At 61.7% G+C, this 17,042-nt stretch carries 17 protein-coding genes; 6 read left to right on the plus strand and 11 right to left on the minus strand.

The genetic code is table 11. From position 1 onward, the window contains the following. Nucleotides 1-20: 20 nt before the first annotated feature. The gene (locus D0550_RS02975) at nt 21-422 is read left to right on the plus strand and encodes a c-type cytochrome (protein WP_116807611.1); all 402 of its coding nucleotides are present in this window, start codon (nt 21-23) and stop codon (nt 420-422) included. Next, nucleotides 422-814 (plus strand): rhodanese-like domain-containing protein, encoded by a 393-nt coding sequence (locus D0550_RS02980; protein WP_116807612.1) that lies wholly within the window; start codon nt 422-424, stop codon nt 812-814. Before D0550_RS02975 ends, D0550_RS02980 begins: the two co-directional genes overlap by 1 nt. 4 nt (nt 815-818) lie before the next feature. Here the strand turns inward: D0550_RS02980 and D0550_RS02985 are convergent, their stop codons facing one another. The 9 genes from D0550_RS02985 to D0550_RS03020 form a co-directional block, all read right to left on the minus strand. Next, nucleotides 819-1,940 carry a trans-sulfuration enzyme family protein gene (locus D0550_RS02985; protein ID WP_116807752.1) on the minus strand — a complete coding sequence of 374 codons (1,122 nt, stop codon included), beginning with the start codon at nt 1,938-1,940 and terminating at the stop codon, nt 819-821. 108 nt (nt 1,941-2,048) lie between these two features. Further along, a complete protein-coding gene (locus D0550_RS36305; protein WP_206606069.1) occupies nt 2,049-2,789 on the minus strand; it encodes an efflux RND transporter permease subunit in 741 nt (246 codons plus the stop codon). After that, nucleotides 2,728-5,166 (minus strand): efflux RND transporter permease subunit, encoded by a 2,439-nt coding sequence (locus D0550_RS02990; RefSeq protein WP_206606062.1) that lies wholly within the window; start codon nt 5,164-5,166, stop codon nt 2,728-2,730. The genes D0550_RS36305 and D0550_RS02990 overlap by 62 nt, the downstream gene beginning before the upstream one ends. Before the next feature lie 3 nt (nt 5,167-5,169). After that, nucleotides 5,170-6,240, minus strand: a complete 1,071-nt coding sequence (locus D0550_RS02995) for an efflux RND transporter periplasmic adaptor subunit (protein WP_116807613.1) — start codon at nt 6,238-6,240, stop codon at nt 5,170-5,172. A gap of 2 nt (nt 6,241-6,242) precedes the next feature. Next, nucleotides 6,243-7,658, minus strand: a complete 1,416-nt coding sequence (locus D0550_RS03000) for a TolC family protein (protein ID WP_161965611.1) — start codon at nt 7,656-7,658, stop codon at nt 6,243-6,245. Between the two features lie 104 nt (nt 7,659-7,762). Further along, nucleotides 7,763-8,422 (minus strand): TetR/AcrR family transcriptional regulator, encoded by a 660-nt coding sequence (locus tag D0550_RS03005; RefSeq protein ID WP_116807615.1) that lies wholly within the window; start codon nt 8,420-8,422, stop codon nt 7,763-7,765. Nucleotides 8,423-8,473: 51 nt separating this feature from the next. Further along, a complete protein-coding gene (locus D0550_RS03010) occupies nt 8,474-10,282 on the minus strand; it encodes a DAK2 domain-containing protein (protein ID WP_116807616.1) in 1,809 nt (602 codons plus the stop codon). A 48-nt stretch (nt 10,283-10,330) separates the two neighbouring features. Beyond that, nucleotides 10,331-11,182 (minus strand): general secretion pathway protein GspB, encoded by an 852-nt coding sequence (locus D0550_RS03015; protein WP_116807617.1) that lies wholly within the window; start codon nt 11,180-11,182, stop codon nt 10,331-10,333. Continuing rightward, nucleotides 11,182-12,765 carry an ExeA family protein gene (locus D0550_RS03020; RefSeq protein WP_161965612.1) on the minus strand — a complete coding sequence of 528 codons (1,584 nt, stop codon included), beginning with the start codon at nt 12,763-12,765 and terminating at the stop codon, nt 11,182-11,184. Before D0550_RS03020 ends, D0550_RS03015 begins: the two co-directional genes overlap by 1 nt. Nucleotides 12,766-13,077: 312 nt before the next feature. Here D0550_RS03020 and D0550_RS03025 point away from each other — a divergent pair, with 312 nt between their 5' ends. Genes D0550_RS03025 through D0550_RS03035 form a run of 3 tightly spaced genes read left to right on the plus strand, consistent with a single transcriptional unit; the run spans nt 13,078 to nt 15,205 of the window. Beyond that, entirely contained in the window at nt 13,078-14,004 is a 927-nt protein-coding gene (locus D0550_RS03025; RefSeq protein WP_116807753.1) for an ABC transporter ATP-binding protein, read from the plus strand. A 40-nt stretch (nt 14,005-14,044) separates the two neighbouring features. Beyond that, nucleotides 14,045-14,818 carry an ABC transporter permease gene (locus tag D0550_RS03030; protein WP_116807754.1) on the plus strand — a complete coding sequence of 258 codons (774 nt, stop codon included), beginning with the start codon at nt 14,045-14,047 and terminating at the stop codon, nt 14,816-14,818. 9 nt (nt 14,819-14,827) lie between these two features. Continuing rightward, nucleotides 14,828-15,205 carry an SAM-dependent methyltransferase gene (locus D0550_RS03035; RefSeq protein WP_116807619.1) on the plus strand — a complete coding sequence of 126 codons (378 nt, stop codon included), beginning with the start codon at nt 14,828-14,830 and terminating at the stop codon, nt 15,203-15,205. An 11-nt stretch (nt 15,206-15,216) separates the two neighbouring features. Here D0550_RS03035 and D0550_RS03040 read toward each other — a convergent pair whose 3' ends face one another. After that, nucleotides 15,217-15,678: an AraC family transcriptional regulator gene (locus tag D0550_RS03040; RefSeq protein ID WP_116807620.1), complete on the minus strand. Its 462-nt coding sequence runs from the start codon at nt 15,676-15,678 to the stop codon at nt 15,217-15,219. Nucleotides 15,679-15,706: 28 nt separating this feature from the next. Then, entirely contained in the window at nt 15,707-16,222 is a 516-nt protein-coding gene (locus tag D0550_RS03045) for a hypothetical protein (protein ID WP_153067013.1), read from the minus strand. 129 nt (nt 16,223-16,351) lie between these two features. Here D0550_RS03045 and D0550_RS03050 point away from each other — a divergent pair, with 129 nt between their 5' ends. Continuing rightward, entirely contained in the window at nt 16,352-16,861 is a 510-nt protein-coding gene (locus D0550_RS03050) for a LytTR family DNA-binding domain-containing protein (protein WP_161965613.1), read from the plus strand. The last annotated feature ends 181 nt before the right edge of the window (nt 16,862-17,042 follow it).

Genomic DNA, 17,042 nt, shown 5'->3' on the forward strand with positions numbered 1-17,042 from the left:
CGACGCCAAAGGTTACCAACATGAAAATTGCTTCCATCATCGCTTGTGCCGCGCTGGCTCTGGGTGCCACCGGGGTGGCCAGTGCCGATGAGTTCACCCAGGAAGATCTGGCTCGCTGGCAGGCGCAGTTCGACGGCGTGGTGAAGCAAGGCCGCGGACTGTGGACCGACGCCAAGCTCGGCACGAACGGCGTGGTGTGCGCGCAGTGCCACCCGAACGCCGCCAACACGCATCCGGAGACCTATCCCAAGTTCCAGAAGCAGCTCGGCAAGGTCGCGAACTTCTGGGAGATGGTGAACTGGTGCATCCGCAATCCGCTGGAAGGCAATCAGTTGGCCGCCGACGATCCGAAGATGATCGCGTTGATCACTTACGCGACCTGGGAGCGTCGTGGTGTGAAGCTGGAGCCGGGTAAGCACTGATGCGCTCATTCGCGCGCTCTTTGCTGGCGGCCGCGGCGTTCTCCTTCGCCGCGGTCTCTCATGCAGCTGACACTCCGAGAATCGATCAAGCGTCGCTGCTGAAGCGCATCGAGAAGAAGGACGCCTCGCTGCTAATCCTCGACGTGCGCACACCGGAAGAGTTCGCCGCTGGCCACGTTCCGGGCGCCATCAACATTCCTTACACGCACCTGCCTTCGCGTATCTCCGAAGTCGCGGACGCCGCCGACAAGGACATCGTCGTCTACTGCGCCATCGGTGTCCGCGCAGAGCAAGGCGCTGAACGTCTGCGCGAAAACGGCTTCACCAAGCTGCTCCATCTGGACGGCGACATGAAGGCGTGGGAAGCGCAGAAGCGCCCGCTGGAGAAATAATCTCCTAGCCCAACGCCTGATCCAGATCCGCGATCAGATCCTCCGCGCTCTCCAGTCCCACCGACAGTCGCAGCAGACTCTGCGGCGTGACCGAGTGCGGGCCTTCGATCGACGCGCGGTGCTCGACCAGCGATTCCACGCCGCCGAGGCTGGTCGCGCGAGTAAACAATTTCATCTTTGCAGCAACAGCGAACGCCTCGTCGCGGCCGCCGCGGACGCAGAAGGAAAGCATGGCGCCGAAGCCGCCCTTCATCTGACGTTGTGCGATTGCATGGCCGGGATGGGTTTCCAATCCCGGATAGAACACACGCTCGACCTTCTTGTGACTGTGCAGGAAACCAGCAAGCCGGCTCGCGTTGTGAGTCTGCGCGCGCACGCGGCACGACAAGGTGGTGAGGCTGCGACGGATTAGCCAGCAATCGAAGGGTGACGGCACGCTGCCGACGGTCTGCTGATAGTCGCGCAGCTTATCGGCGAGGCCGCCGCGATCGCGCGTGACGACGGCGCCGCCCATGACGTCGCTGTGGCCACCGAAGTATTTGGTGCTCGAATGCATGACCAGATCGGCGCCGAGCTCGAGTGGGCGTTGCCACACTGGCGTTGCGAAGGTGTTGTCACAACAGACCAGGGCACCCTGGCCATGCGCCAGCTCAGCGATGGCCTCGATGTCGCTGAGGTTGAGCATCGGATTCGACGGGGTCTCGATCCACACCAGGCGTGTCTCTTTACGGAGCGCTTCGCGAACAGCGTCGACGCGAGTCATGTCGACGAACGTATGCGTGACCCCCATGGGCGCGAAAACGTCGCGCAGTTGTTTGGCCGTGCCATGGTAGGACTCGATGGGTGCGATGACGTGCTCGCCCGGTCGCAACAGACTGAAGACCGCCATTGAAGCAGCCGAGCCTGAACCGTAAGCGGTGGCATCTGCGCCGCCTTCGAGTGCGGCGATGCATTGCTCCAGCGGCCGGCGACCCGGATTGTCCGCGCGGCTATAGGAGAAACCGCGGGAGAATTCGCCATCGATGTCGCGCTCGTAGGTCGTGCTCATCTGAATCGATGGGGCGACGGCGCCGGTGGCGGGCTCGACATCTCGTCCGGCATGGACCGACAGGGTTTCGAACTTCATCATGGCTCCTGATCAGGACCCAGGCACTTTACTGCAAAGTCGCCGAACGACATAAAAAAGCGCTCTCCGTCGTGCGACGGAGAGCGAGTGGGGGTCCGAGGAAATCGTTTAAGGCGTGGCCGGCGAGATGTGTGCCGGCGCCTGCTGCAAAATTGCAGGTGCGGCTGCCGATTTCGTCACTTCGATGGTCGGCGGGATGAGCTTGTACATCACCGGTGTGACGATGCGTGCGATCAGCGTCGATGAGATCAAGCCGCCGATGATGACCCACGCAAGTGGCGAGTACATGCCGGCATTCTGCAGCGCCAGAGGCAACAGGCCGCCGATGGCGGTCGCGCTGGTCAACAGAATCGGCAGGAAGCGAATCTCGCCGGCGCGCTCGATGGCTTCATCCAGCGACATGCCTTCCGCTCTGAGCTGATTCGTGAAGTCGACCAGCAAGATCGAGTTCTTGGTCTCGATGCCGATGAGCGCGATGAAGCCGATGGTCGCGGTGAATGAAATACTGTAACCCGCGAGCCCCAGCGCAAGGATGCCGCCGGCAATGCCGAACGGCACGACGCTCAGCACGATCAGCGTGCTCTTGAAGCTGCCGAACTCCAGCACCAGCACTGCGACGATGCCGAGCAATGCAACGATCGTCGCTGCCTGCAATCCACCGAAACTTTCGGCACGACTCTCCAGTTCGCCGCCAGGCACATAGGAATAGCCGCGCGGCCACTGCATCTCATCGAGTCGACGCAGCACCTCGGTGGTCACGCGATCCGTGTTGTAGCCATTCTGGACTTCAGCATTGATCGTGACCGCGCGCGCACGGTTGTATCGATCGATCTGTGTGGGTGCGGCGATGAACTGCGATGAACTGCAGTTCGGCGAGTTGGCTCAATGGCAAAGTGGCGCCGCTCAGCGTCGTCACACGCACTTGATCGAGCGCATGGATGCTGGCGCGTTCGGTGATCGGCGTGCGCACCATGATGTCGTACTGCTCACCGTCCGTTTCTTTGTAACGGCTCGCCGGAATGCCCGCGACTGCCAGCCGCACAGCGCGATCGAACTCGAGGGCCGGCACGCCGAACAGCGCCGCCTTTTGCGAATCGATCTTGAGCTGCAGGTTGGTTCGCTTGATGCGCACGGGATTCTCGACATCGCGGGTGCCCGGCGTTTCCTTGATCAGCTGCTCGACCCGCGCCGCGAGGCGATCCAGCTCGTCCAGTTCCGAGCCAATGACGCGAATCGCGATCGGTGCCGTGATCGGCGGACCGTTCTGGAACTCCTTCACATAGATGTGCGCGTTCGGATACCGCTTCAGCTCGCGACGCAGTTGTTCCAGCTTCTTCGGCGTGTCGCTCGTGTCATATTCCTTGAGCTTGACGAAGATGTCGCCGTAGTTGGTGGCGCCCTCGTTGCCGAACTCGTTGTAGTAGATCTTCGGGTTGCCGTGACCGAGATTGGTGAAGTACGACGCCACCTCCGGCATCGCGGACAAACGCGCTTCGACAAACTTCAGCGCACGATCCGTCTCGGCCAGGCTGCTGCCGCCAGGCGTCTCGACGGAGATGATGAAGTTGGGCGTGTCCGCTTTCGGGAACAGGCTGAAACCGATGATGCCGCCCACGCCAATCATGATAACGAAGCACGCAGCCAGCGAGCCCCACACGGTCAAACGCGGCTTGGCCAATGCCCGGTGCAGCAGCGGCTGATAGAAACGATGAATGCCTCGCTGCACCGACTGCAACAACCGATTGCCTTCGGGATTCTCGTTCTTGCTGAGAATGCGGCTGGCGAGGAACGGAATGATGGTTAGCGCGATCAGCAACGAAGCCAGCACCGTCGAGAGCACGGCCGTCGGCAGCACACGGATGAACTTGCCGGATGGGCCGGACAACATCATCAACGGCAGGAACGCGAAGATGATCGTGGCCGTGCAGCCCAGAATTGCCAGGAAGATCTGTCGTGTCGCCAGGATCGCCGCTTGCGTGCGGGAGTGACCTTCGCGCAGGAAGCGTGCAATGTTTTCGACCACGACGATCGAATCGTCCACGAGCAGGCCCAGCGCGACGACGAAGCCCGCGATCGAGATTTGATTCAACGAGTAGCCCACCATGTGCAGCGTCGAAACGCCAATGGCGAGCGACAGCGGGATCGAGATCATCACGATGCTCGCCGCACGCAGGCCAAGTGGCAGCAGCGTGATCGCGACCAGGCCAATGGCGATTGCGAAGTCGGTCGTGAGCCGATTCAACCGGGTCGCAACGTTCTGCGATTGATCGAAGCCCAGTTCCAGCTTGATGCGCTTGGGCAGCTGCTGCTCGAATTTCTTGGCGGCTTCGAGAATGCGCTCGCGGACTTCAAAGATGTTGTAGCCGTCCTTCTGATTCGCCGTGACGAACACGGCGCGCTGGCCGTTGAAGCGGCCGATGTAGGTGTGCTCCTGCGTGTCCCATTGCACTTCGGCGACGTCACGAATGCGCACGGTACGGCCGTCGACGGCTGCGACGACTGTGTCGCGCACTTCATCCAAGGATTCGTAGCTGCCCGAGGTTTTGAGACTGAAGCTGCGGCTGCCGACATCGATGGCACCACCGGGTACCGTCGTGTTCTCGCTCTGCAAAGCTTCGATCACTCTGCTCGGCGCGAGCCTCAGCTCGGCCATGCGAGGCAGATCGAGCGCTACGCGCAGCTCGCGAGCGGGATACGCCCACGTTTCGGACGTGCGCACGCCGTCGACCGCCTTGAGCATATCCTTCAGATCGCGCGCCTGATCTTCGAGCTCTCGATACGGCGCGTCCGGCGACACCAGCGCGAACTGCACGATGTTCACCAGGCCGGGATTGCTCTTTTTGATCTCGAGCCGTGCGATCTCCGTCGGTAACGACGGCCGCAGCGCGTTGATCTCGCGCACCACCTCGTCGTATTTCTTTTCGGCATCGGCAGTGCTGTAGAACTCGACGACCATCATGGCCAGGCCGTCGTTGCTGAACGATTCGATCTTCTTGATATCGTCCAGCTCGTTGATCCGATCCTCGATGGGTTTGACCACCAGACGCTCGACATCGCGCGGCTCGGCGCCCGGGTACGCGACGACGATCTGATAGATCGGAATCGGGAAGTACGGGTCTTCCTGGCGCGGAATGCTCAAGAACGACGAGATGCCGAGCGCCACCAGCATGGCGAACGCGACCAGCGTGAACTGGTAGCGCTTGATGGGAAATTCCAGGAAGCTCATGCGCTACTCCCGGTTCGCAGTCAGGGGTTCGGCGAGCACCACTTCCTCGCCGTCTTCCAGATATTGGGCGCCGTCGGTGATGACCAGCTCGCCGGCCTGCAGCCCCGTGTTGAGTGCGACGGTATCGCCTTCGAGGAACGCGACTTCGATGTCACGCTGACGCGCGTGCTGCTGATCGAGTACGAAGACTCGCGCAGTGCGCCCGTTGCCTTCGACGATGGCGCCGATGGGAACGTAGATGCGCTCGCCGGCTTTGGCGGTCGACGGAACGATGGTGAGCTTGGCGACCAGGCCGCTCTTCAGCGACAGATCAGTCGGGTCCACCGCAACTTTGATGCGGAACATGCCGCTGCTCGCGTCCGAAGCGCCGGATACTTCTGTGACTTTGCCGGTCAACGTCTTGCCGGGCACGGCGTCGAGGCGGATCTGGGCTTCGTCGCCGAGCTTCACTTGCACGATCTCACGATCGGCGAGCCCCGTGTGCACGACGAAACCTTTCCCCTTCGAGCCGAGCACGAGGATGGGGCTGCCGGCCTGCACCAGCTCGCGTTCTTCAGCGAGACGGCGCAGTACCGTGCCGTCGTGAGGGGCGACGATCGCGGCGTAACTCCAGTTGTACTTTGCCGAGTTCAGCGCCGCTACGTTCACGGCGAGCTGCGTGCGCAAGTCTTGCAACTGCTCCAGGCTGATGACTTTGTCAGCGTACAGACGTTCGCCGCGCTCGAGATCACGACGCGCTTTTTCGTGAGCCTGTGCTGCCTGCTCGACCTGAGCGTCGATTTCCGCTTGCTCGATTTCTGCAAGCTTCTGACCTTTGCGCACTTGCTCGCCTTCGTTCACCGACAAGCGGCGAATCACGCCGCCGACCTTGAATGACAGGCGGACCTCGTCTTCATTGGCGAGCAACCCATTCGTGCGAATGGATGGCGCCGCTGGGCCGACGACCGCTGCTGCCGTGCGCACGCGTGCAAGCTCGACGGTGGGCTGATCGGTCGCACCGCTGTTACAACCAGCGATGGCCAGCAGGCTGGCTGACAGCAGCAGGGGAGGTAGAACACTGAACAGGCGCGGCATGATCAGACTCCTGGGTCGAGCGGGATCTCTCCCGTCGAAGTCGCATATTCGAGCTCGGCGCGGCGCGCGAGCACGTTGAAGCGGGTGAGGTTGTGATTCAGCTCGGCGCTGGTGAGGGCGCTGCGAGCATCGATGAATTCGACCTGGCTGATCACGCCTTCGTCGCGTTTGCGGCTGGCGATGCGGAACCCTGCGCGAGCCGCATCCGCGCGAGCCGCGGCCGTTGCCAGCGAATCTCGCGCAGTGGAGAGTCGATCGTAAGACTGCTGCACTTCGAGCCGGATCTGCTGCGCGATTTCTTCCTGTTGCAACACCAGCTGCTTCTCGCTGGCGCGTGCCTGATGAACACGAGCTGTGTCGCCGCCACCGTCGAAGATGCGCCACGTGAAAATCAGCGATGCCGTGCCAAAGTTATAACCGTCGCCAAAACGGTAGTCCTCACCTTGCGTGCCTGCATCCAAGCCAAGCGACAACGTCGGCCATTTCTGCTTGCGAGCAATACGCACCTGCTCTTCACTTGCACGGCGCAACTGCTCGGCCTGCGCGATCTCCGGCCGGCGATCCAGCGCCATGGACCAGAGCTGTTCGAGCGCGGCTTCATTCGGGCCCGCGTTGTTTGGTGGGGAGGAGGACTCGATCGACGACTGCAGTTGCCGATTGAGCAGGAAGTTGAAAAAACTTTGCGCCTGAATGGCCAGATTCTCGGCTTCGCGCTTCTGTTGTTCGACATCGAGCAGCTCGGCCTTGGCCCTTAGCACCAGGTCCTCGGTGATCTTGCCGTTGCTAAACAAGGATTCATTGACGCGCAAGTTCTCTCGCAGCAGCGCTTCGCTCGACGCAACGATCTCGACCGAGCTGCGCGCTTTGAGCCAATCGACATACGCAACGGTGATGTCGCGGCGGAGTGCGCGGGCAACGGCCATTCGATTGAAACTGGTTGCATCAAGCAACGCACGCTGAGCGCGGACCGCGGCAGGAATCGCCGGAGCATACAAAGGCTGACGCAGCAGCACTCGCGTGTCCTGCTCCTCGGTGCGCAGGAAAGCAACCCTGCCATCGGCGATCTGCGGGAACCGGGCCGGCTGACCTTGAGCGATCAGCATGTCATTCAAGGTTGAATAGACCGGATTGAGCGCCGTTCCCATTGGCAGGTCGATCACACGGCCACCGTCGGCACGCGTGTAACGAGCTTCGAAAGAAAGCTGAGGAAAGAATCGCGCGCGAGCTTCGGCAAGTGCGCCGGTGGCTTTGTCTACTTCGAGGTGCTGGCTTTGCAGGGCCAGGTTGCTGCGCAACCCTTCGGCCACATAGTCCGCGACGATAGTGTCGAAATCACCGCCGCTGGCCGGTGCTTGTGCCCAAGCGGCGCTCGCGCCCAGGCACAGGCCGATCATCGCCATGAGTCGTGGCGCTCGCATGCTCTCCCATCCCTTCGTAGCCGCCTTCCACATGTTGCTTGCTGGCTGCCACAGTTGTTCAGTCGTTAGACAAGTGTCAAAAAATGCTCAAATAAAAACCAGCTCTAACCGGCCAACGACGGTCCGCTACCGGCCAATGTGTAGCGAATCATCGCAATCGCCTGTTGGGTCAGCTGGGTGACGCTGATGCCGGCCTCCGCCAGCGGGCGCGCCTTGGTGATCGCGATCTGGGTCAGGCCATGAGTGAAACCCCAGAGCACTCGGGAAGTTACATTCAGATCGCCGATATCGGCGCGGATGCTGCCATCGCGCTGACCGGCTTCGAGCGACGCGACCACGACTTCGTGGACGCGCCGGCCCATTGCCAGCACGGCGTCTTCAGTGGAACCGCGCTCCGAAGCTTCGGTCGCACGCGATTCGAGCCGTGCACAAGCGTCAAAATAATGAGGAAATTCGAGGCCATACGCCATGTACGCCCGGCCCATTGCTTCGATCTGGTCGATCCCCATGCGAGCGCGGGTACCGGCCTCCTCGAAGCGGGTTCGCAGCACTTCCATGGCGCGCTCGGTGATGGCGAGCAGCAGCTCGCTCTTGTCTTTGAAATACACATACACCAGCGCCCGGCTCAGCCGGGCTTTGCGGGCGACCGCATCCATGGTGACCGCGTCCCAGCCCAGCTCGCGATAAAGAGTTTCGGCCGCATCGACGATTTCGCTGCGTCGGCGGTCTTTCTCTTCCTGGCGGCGGTCGGCGATGTAGGACATGGAGGCATGGTGCGCCTTGCGTTGACACAGTGTCAACGACTAAATGCGCGTCTAGAGAGATAAGGCGGCGGGCTGAATTCCCACGACCAGCGTACCCGGTCCGCCGTGCGCCGTGAGCGTGCTGCCGACCGGCATCACGAAGGCGCTCTCTATATGAGGATGCACGCGTCGCAGCTGCGCGAGCAAATCGTGTGCTTCAGTTGCCGCATCCGCATGACCGATGCCGACGCGATAGGGCTGGCCGCCGATCATGCGCCGGGCAATGAATCGAACCAGCTTGGCCCGGCGATTGCTACGACCGAACAACATACCTGCGGGCGCGATTCGGCCATCAGGGTGACTGGCCAGCACGGGCGAAAGGCCCAGGGCATTGGCGATCGATTTCACCGCCGGCTTCACGCGTCCACCCCGCACGGCGTAATCGAGCGAGCCGATCAGCGCATACGTGCGAGTCAACGGAATCATCTTGCGAACGTCGCTGACGATGCGAGTTGCATCGAAGCCCTTCGCGGCCAACTCGGCGGCGTAGATTGCGAGCAGTCCCTGGCCGATCGATGCATTGCCCGAATCGAGCACTGCAATCTTGCGTGCGGCGCGCACTCGATCCGCAGCCGACTGCGCGGCGTTGTAAGTGCCGCTGACTTTGCTAGCGACGTTGATGGATACCACCGCGTCGAAGTGCGAGGCGAGGAATTCGAACTGACGTCGAAAATCACCCGCCGGCGGCTGCGATGTCTTGGGATGTTTCGGATTGCGGACCAGCTCAGCCAGGAACTCCTCGGGCGACAGGCCCGCCTTGTCCAGATAGCTCTGTTCGCCAAATTGAATGCGTAACGGCACCACATGGATGCCGAGCTCATCGAGCAAGTTCTCGGGGATGTCGGCGACGGAATCCGTCAGCACGGCGACGCGGCGCTGCCGATCGTGCGCCGCTCGTTGCTGACGTTGCATGTCGTCAGCCTTTTGCCCGGTGACGGCGCCGAACAGGCTGGCGATGCGAAACACCTCGGTAGGATCGTTTACGTGAATGTGAACTTTGGATTTTCGCGTCGTGCCTGCAAGCACGAGCGATGAGCCGAGTGCGGCGAGCTGCTCACGCAGCTTGCGACGATCGATGTTGGTGCCGCTGATCGTGCATTCGGTGCAGAACCGATGCGACAGATCGTGAGTTTCGCCAGCGGCGATTTCGTTGTCTGCGGCAATCACGGCAACGTCGGCGGGTTCGGCATCGACGTCGTGATGCAAATGCTCGGTCATGCCTTCGAGCAGATCGACGAATCCCTGCGCACCCGCATCGACCACGCGAGCGGCGCGCAGCGCTTCCAGCTGATCTGAAGTTCGCTGCAGCGACAGTTGCGCTTTGCTGAGCGCTTGTGAGAAGAGGCTGAGAAAGTCATGCAGGCCGGTGGAGGCGAGGCGGGCGGTCTCGGTCGCGAAATCGGAGATCACCGTGAGGACGGTGCCTTCGCGTGGCTCAGCCAGGCTGTCGCGGGCGTATATCGCGCCTGTCGTCACTGCGGTCGCGAACTGTGCGGTTGATAGCGCTGCGTGTGACGCGGCGCTGTCGCCCATGCCAAGTAAGAACTGCGCCAGGATCGCGCCGGAATTGCCACGAGCGCCATCGAGTGCCGCATCGGCAGCGCGAGTGAGCGTGGTGCCGGCGTGGTCGTCTGCGCCCCGGCGCAGGCTCGCGAGCACGGCGCTCATGGTGAGCGCCATGTTCGTGCCGGTGTCGCCATCGGCCACCGGGAACACATTGATCCGATTTAGATGCTCCTGATCGGCGAGCAGGCGTTGAATGCCGGCGCGGAGCAGGCGGCTGAGACGGGCGCCGTTCAGTTCATGAACTGGTGCAGGCATGACACGTCGGTTCGTCGTGCATGCCTGCGAGGATTCACGGGCGGGCAGTTATTGTCGTGGCAGCAAGAATCGCAGGCCGCGCTGATTCAGAATCGCGCCATCGGAGGTAATGCGCTCCAGCGTCGGGCCTTCCTTGAGCGTTTCGCCTTCCAGGTACTTGCGCATGTTCACGAACACGAAGCGCTCGCTGGGCTTCTGCGAATCCACGTGAATGTCCAGATGCATGTCCGGAAGATTCGTGCCGCTCATCGTCAGGTCCTCGTACGTCGGCAAGGTTTCGTTGCCGACCAATGCGCCCCTGTTGTTAGCTGGCGCATTCGCTGCCTGTCGCGCTTCGAAGACCGCGCCTGAGGGCAGCGGTCGAACGGACGGTGGCTGGATCTGACGAACCATCGGCGGACCCGCGGGCACAGCGGCCGCGCTGGACAGGTGTGAGCTCGCCGGGTCGTCTGCGTAGGGATAAGACTCGCCATACCCGCTCGCTTCATCCGCCAGCGAGCGCACCGACGGGTCGGTGGGCACGGTTTGTTGATAGAGCTGCTGGGCCTGCTGTTGAGGCTGCTGATACTGCTGGTACTGCTGAGCCGGAGCAGGCGGCGGCGCGCCGTTATAACTTTGCTGAGGCACAGCCTGCGGCGGCGGAGCGTTATAACTTTGTTGAGGCGCGCTCTGTGCCGGAGCTGGCGCCGCCTGAACTGGCTGCGCGGGCTTCGCGTTGCCGTTGCGAATCAGCACGACCAGCAACACACCGAGATTGACGACGAGCAGCGCTGCCACCGCGACGACCCACCACGGCCGCTCGGCGTTGCGTCGAACCACTCGCACATCGGCCAGCGATGGGCCGGTATGGCGTTGCCGCTCGTTCTCGGATTTTTTCAGGGCATCGAGAATGAAGCTCATCAGCTCGTGCCCCGCGCCTGCGTGACGAGCACCGGCGTGCCAGGCGTGCTGCCGAGCGAGTCCAGTACGATCTGTGTCTGCACGCCGGCGATGCCGTCGACGTTCAGGCGATACTGACGCTGAAAGTCCTCGACCATTTTCACCAGGTCCTCATCGTAGAAATCGCTGGTCGGTTCTTCGCCCGTTTTGCCCGCGACAGTATTCAGTTTGGTGCGCAGCCAGCGCACGCCGTCTCCTCGCATGCCGGCCGACATCGCGCGCGCCGAGCCGCTGACTTGTGGCCGCCACAGCACGAGATAATCCCCGTACCACAGCCGTGACAACGAGGCGATCGAAACCATCCGCGTTTCATCCGGCAAGTTGATTTTGGCGGTGTCGCCCACCAGGCCAGACACCACCACCTGATGCGCGTTGCTGTCCTCGTCGATCAGCGTCAGGATCGCGGGACGATTCAGGGTACGCAGCTGGCCCCAAGTGCCTTGCTGATAGACGCACTCCAGTCCCTGTTTCTTCGCTTGATCGCAAGGCCGGCCGCCGTTCGCAGTGAACTTGGCGCCCCACAGCGAGAGCAGCTGACCGAACGCGCCTTCGGTGTTCGTCATGCCGACCTTTTGAACCAGAACCTCGGCAACATCTTGCGGCCGTGGTGCTGGAGGCGGCAGCACCACCGGCTCAGCTTGCGCGAGCTGTACTGGCGCTGCTGCAACGACTGCTGGCTCGGCTTCAGCAACCGGGACAGCATCGGTCGTTCGTGTGAGTTGCCATATGCCGAGTACCAGTCCCAGCACGGCGACGCTGCCGGCCGAGCCGACCAGCAGCTTCAGCCAAGGCGGACTGAACGAGCGACCGTACACTTCGCTCGCGGCCTCACGAATCATGCCCGGCCCGATGCGATGTTGCTCCTGCGTGAACGCACCGAGCAGCGCACGATCGCAAATCACATTGATGATTCGAGGAATACCGCCGCTCAGGCGATGCACTTCGCTCAGTGCCGAACTGCTGAAGATCTCGCCCATGGCGCCGGCGACCTTGAGTCGGTGATTCACATACGACGCCGTTTCACTTCGTGACAACGGTGCGAGGTGATAACGACCGGTGATGCGCTGGGCGAGCTGGCGCAGCTCGACGCGGTCCAGCACTTCACGCAACTCGGGCTGGCCGATCAGGATGATCTGCAGCAGCTTCTGCGAAGCGGTCTCCAGATTGGTGAGCAGGCGCACCTGCTCGAGCGTGGCCGGCATCAGGTTCTGCGCTTCATCGACGATCACCACGATGCGGCGGCCCTTGGCATGCGCCTCGAGCAGACGGCGGTTCAGCAGGTCGACCAGATCCTTGATGCTGGTGGCGTCTTCATCGCGCATGAAGATGCCCAGCTCTTCGCAAATCGTCAGTACAAATTCAACCGGCGTTAACTGGGGATTGAGGATGACAGCCACGTCGGCATGCCCCGGCATGCGCTCCAGCAGCGAGCGCACGATCGTGGTCTTGCCGGTGCCGACCTCGCCGGTGAGCTGAATGAAGCCGCCAGCCTCGGTGATGCCGTACAAAAGATGCGCGAGCGCCTCCGCATGCCGCTCGCTCATGAAGAGGTAACGCGGGTCCGGAGTGATCGCGAAGGGCTTCTCGCCCAGGCCAAAAAAGCTCGTGTACATGCTGAGTTGCGTCAACGCAAGGCCGTCATGATGCGCCCTGGAATCGTCCCGTCAAGCGCTCCGCGACGGCGAAAATCCGACCCCTGTCGGGTGATCGACACGACCGCCCCTGAGCAGTTCGTCGCAGGCACGACATTGGTGACCGGCGGCGCCTTGTGGGGGGCGGCCGGGCTCGTTACGCTTCGCGCCACTTTTCCCACTCCGATCAATGTCATCGCCGCCCGGACGGCGGTCGAAGGCGCCATGCAAGCACTGACCTTCCAGCAGCTCACGAAGACCTACAAGAACGGCGTTCAGGCGCTCAAGGGTATCGATCTGGCGGTGGAGGAAGGGGATTTCTTCGCCTTGCTGGGGCCCAATGGCGCAGGCAAGACCACCGCTATCGGTATCGTTACCTCATTGGTCAACAAGACCAGCGGCAAAGTTCAGGTGTTCGGCCACGACATCGACACGGAGCTGGCGGCCGCCAAGTCCTGCATCGGCCTGGTGCCCCAGGAGATCAACTTTAACCAATTTGAAACAGTCACCACGATCCTCCTGAACCAGGCAGGCTTCTACGGCATTCCCCGACACGAGGCGTCCAAGCGCCTGGAGAAATATCTGACTGCCCTGCAGTTGTGGGAAAAGCGGAACGCGGTGTCGCGCACCCTGTCGGGCGGTATGAAGCGGCGCTTGATGATTGCCCGCGCGCTGATGCATGAGCCGCGCCTGCTGATCCTGGACGAGCCTACGGCGGGCGTGGATATCGAAGTGCGCCGCACGATGTGGACGTTCATGCGGGACATCAACGCCGCCGGTACCACCATCATCCTGACCACGCACTATCTCGAGGAAGCGGAGAACCTGTGCCGGCACGTTGCCATCATCGACAAGGGCCGCATCATCGAGAACGACCGCATGAGCCGCGTGCTGCGCAAGCTGCAGACGGAAGTTTTCGTATTCAACCTGCGCAATCCCATCGCCGCGGCGCCGGTGCTGCCGGGCTACTCGGTCAGCATGCTCGACGATCACTCACTGGAGATCGAGATCTCCAAGGACCAGAGTCTGAACGACATTTTCTCACGTCTGTCGGCGTCCGGCATCGAGGTGCTGTCGATGCGCAACAAGACCAACCGGCTGGAAGAGCTGTTCATGCGGCTGGTGAATCAGAAGGAGGCCGCCCATGGATAAAGCTGTCGATACGTCACTCGCGCCTGCGGCGAAACAACCGATGCTGTTGAAAACGAACATCGTTGGTTTCAACACCATCGTCATCCGCGAATTCAGTCGCATCATCCGCATCTGGGGCCAGACCATCGTCCCGCCGGCAATCACGGCGACGTTGTACTTTGTCATCTTCGGCAGCCTGATTGGCAGCCGCATCGGCGACATGGGCGGCTACACTTACATTCAGTACATCGCGCCCGGCTTGATCATGATGTCGGTGATCACGAACTCGTATGGCAACGTCGTGTCTTCGTTCTTTGGCGCGAAGTTCGGTAAGCACATCGAAGAGCTATTGGTGTCGCCGCTGCCGGGCTGGCTGATCGTCGGCGGTTACGTGGTAGGCGGCATCACGCGCGGCATCATCGTCGGCGGCGTCGTTACTGCGATCACCTTGTTCTTCACGCACATGCAGATTCACAACGTCGGTGTGGTGATCTCGGCGGTGTTGCTCAGCTCGATCGTGTTCGCGCTGGCCGGCATGATCAACGCCATCTTCGCCAAGAACTTCGATCAGATCACGTTCATCCCGACGTTCGTACTGACGCCGCTCACTTACCTGGGTGGCGTGTTCTATACGATCAAGCTGCTACCCGAGTGGGCCCAGGGCATTTCGCACGCCAATCCCATCCTTTATATGGTGAACGCGTTCCGCTTCGGCTTCCTCGGCGTGTCGGATGTCGACGTGCGGCTCGCTTACACGATCATGATCGCTGCCGCCGTCGTTTTGTATGCCGCCTGCGTGTGGCTGCTGCACCGGGGCGTCGGTACGCGCGAATGACGTAACGACATGAGTGACCGCCTGCGAGCCATCGTCGACGGAATGCGCGTCCAGGCGGATGACCGCGTCCTCGAAATTGGCTGCGGTCACGGTGTCGCTGCCAGCTTCGTATGTGAGCGCCTTCGCTCCGGTCAGCTCGTCGCGATCGACCGATCCAAGAAAATGATCGCGGCGGCGCTACAACGCAATCACGAGCACGTCGCCGCGGGCCTGGCCGAATTTCATGTCGCCGACGTGGAGCAGTTCGATCCCGGCCGCCGCAAGTTCGACAAGATCTTCGCTGTCCGCGTCGGCCTGTTTCATCGCGATCCCGCGCTGGCCCGTCGAATTCTCGAGCCGTGGCTGGCGCCTCGCGGGAAAATCGTGCTGGTGTACGACGAGCCGTAGTCCGACCGGGATCACTTCAAGGGCAAGTACACGTCCGTCATCATGTCCTGTTCCTGAATGTTCGGGCCGACGTTTACGTAGTGAAAAAAGATGGGGAAATCACCCAGCTGTTCGCCGCTCGCCGGCAACCACTCTCGATAGAGATATACGGCAGCCGAGTTATGTTTGCGTGAGCCGAGGTGCCGCGCGACGGTGCAGCGATTCGCCGGGATGATCTTGCTTTTGATGCCCTGAGGATTGGGCTCTACGGGCCGATCGTAACTCACACAGAAATCCACTCGATGCGCTGCCGGCGCCACGGTTTGCGGGTCGGTGTAGTGCACGCCGTAAGTACGGTGACTGGCCGGAGCGAGGCGATGTTGAATGCGCCACTCGATCAGCCTCTTCGATGTCTCATATTCCAATGCCGGCGGCCCGCGGTGCTCGGCGACCGCCACTGGCGTTTCTGGGAACTGCACGATGCGAACTTCCACTTACGATCTCCAGTGCTGATGCTTCCGCTCAGCGCCGTTCGCGTTTCGTCGGTCCGCGTTCGACGGCATTCGGTGGGCTCGGGTTTCTATCACACTGGGCGGATTGCCGTGTCTCACGCGCCATCCGCGCCGCCATTGACATGCCTTGTGAGCTGAGCACGCACAGATAAGCCACGAACATCGCCGGGATCAGTGCGAAGACGATCGCCTGCCAGCCTTTCTTGATCTTCACGCGCCGGTACACCTTCCGACCGGGCGGCGGATAACGACGAGTTGCGATGGTTTCGAGCGACTGACGGGCCGTCAGCAGCACGATCAAGACTGCTGCCGCCAGCGGCGCACCCACGATGGCGCCGTAGATCAACACCGTCGAGCCGGGCACACCGAAGATCAGCTCACACGGCGCGTCAGCCGAGAACGATCGGAATCGAGGCAGTGCCCACCAATACACTGCAGCCGCCAGCAAGGTGCCGAGTGCGACATGCAGCAAGAGCCGATGCCAGCGCTCTCTGGGCGAATACTGAGGTGCAAACTCCGGCTCCATGATGTCGTGAACCTTCCGGCAGCATGACCACTGTGTCAAGCTCGTCTCGAGCTTCACTTCACCGCAATCACGAACCGAGCGGCCGTTTCCTGCGTTTCAGCTGCAATCCCGCACCTCGAGCGCACGAAATTGAAATACCTGGCCAGCGCGGAGCAAACGAGCGCACATCAGAGCTTGCGCGCGCAGACGCCGCAAACACAGGCATCCACTGCATCATTCACGCCCGTGTCATCGGCGCGCGAGCTGCGTGAAGTTGCTCCACTCACAATCCACAAAGACACGCTGTCGCGGCGAGCGCGGCACAGTCCGCGATTGGTCGGCGAGCGTGCGCATCGCTTTCATTTTTTGGACGCGCCGTCGATTGACTACCTGCAGGTCGACGGTAACTACGTCACCATCCATGTCGGCGACGATCGATACCTGACGCGCGCGACGTTGAAATACCTGTCCGATGTACTGATCCCTTTCGACTTCATGCGCATCGACCGCTCGGTGCTGATTAATTTGCAACAGGTTGACTACATCGAGCGGCTCGAGAGCGGCCGATTCGGCTTTCAGCTGCGTCGAGGGCGCTACCTGGTCTCGAATCGAGAGCGCAGCGGCGCGATTCTGAGGTTGCTAAGAAGCAGCGTGCGCTGAGCAGCATAGCGACGCGACTGCACGACGCGGCCAGACAGGGCCCGCTGCGACCCAACCTTGACTCGGGCCACTCATCACTCGCACGGGGCGGCTCATCCCATTCCATAGCAACGCGGCGGCCGGTTCGACTAACAATCAAATATCCGGTTCGCGGGAGTGCCAGTGTGCCGTTGTTTCCGTG

The organism is Steroidobacter cummioxidans (assembly GCF_003104955.1).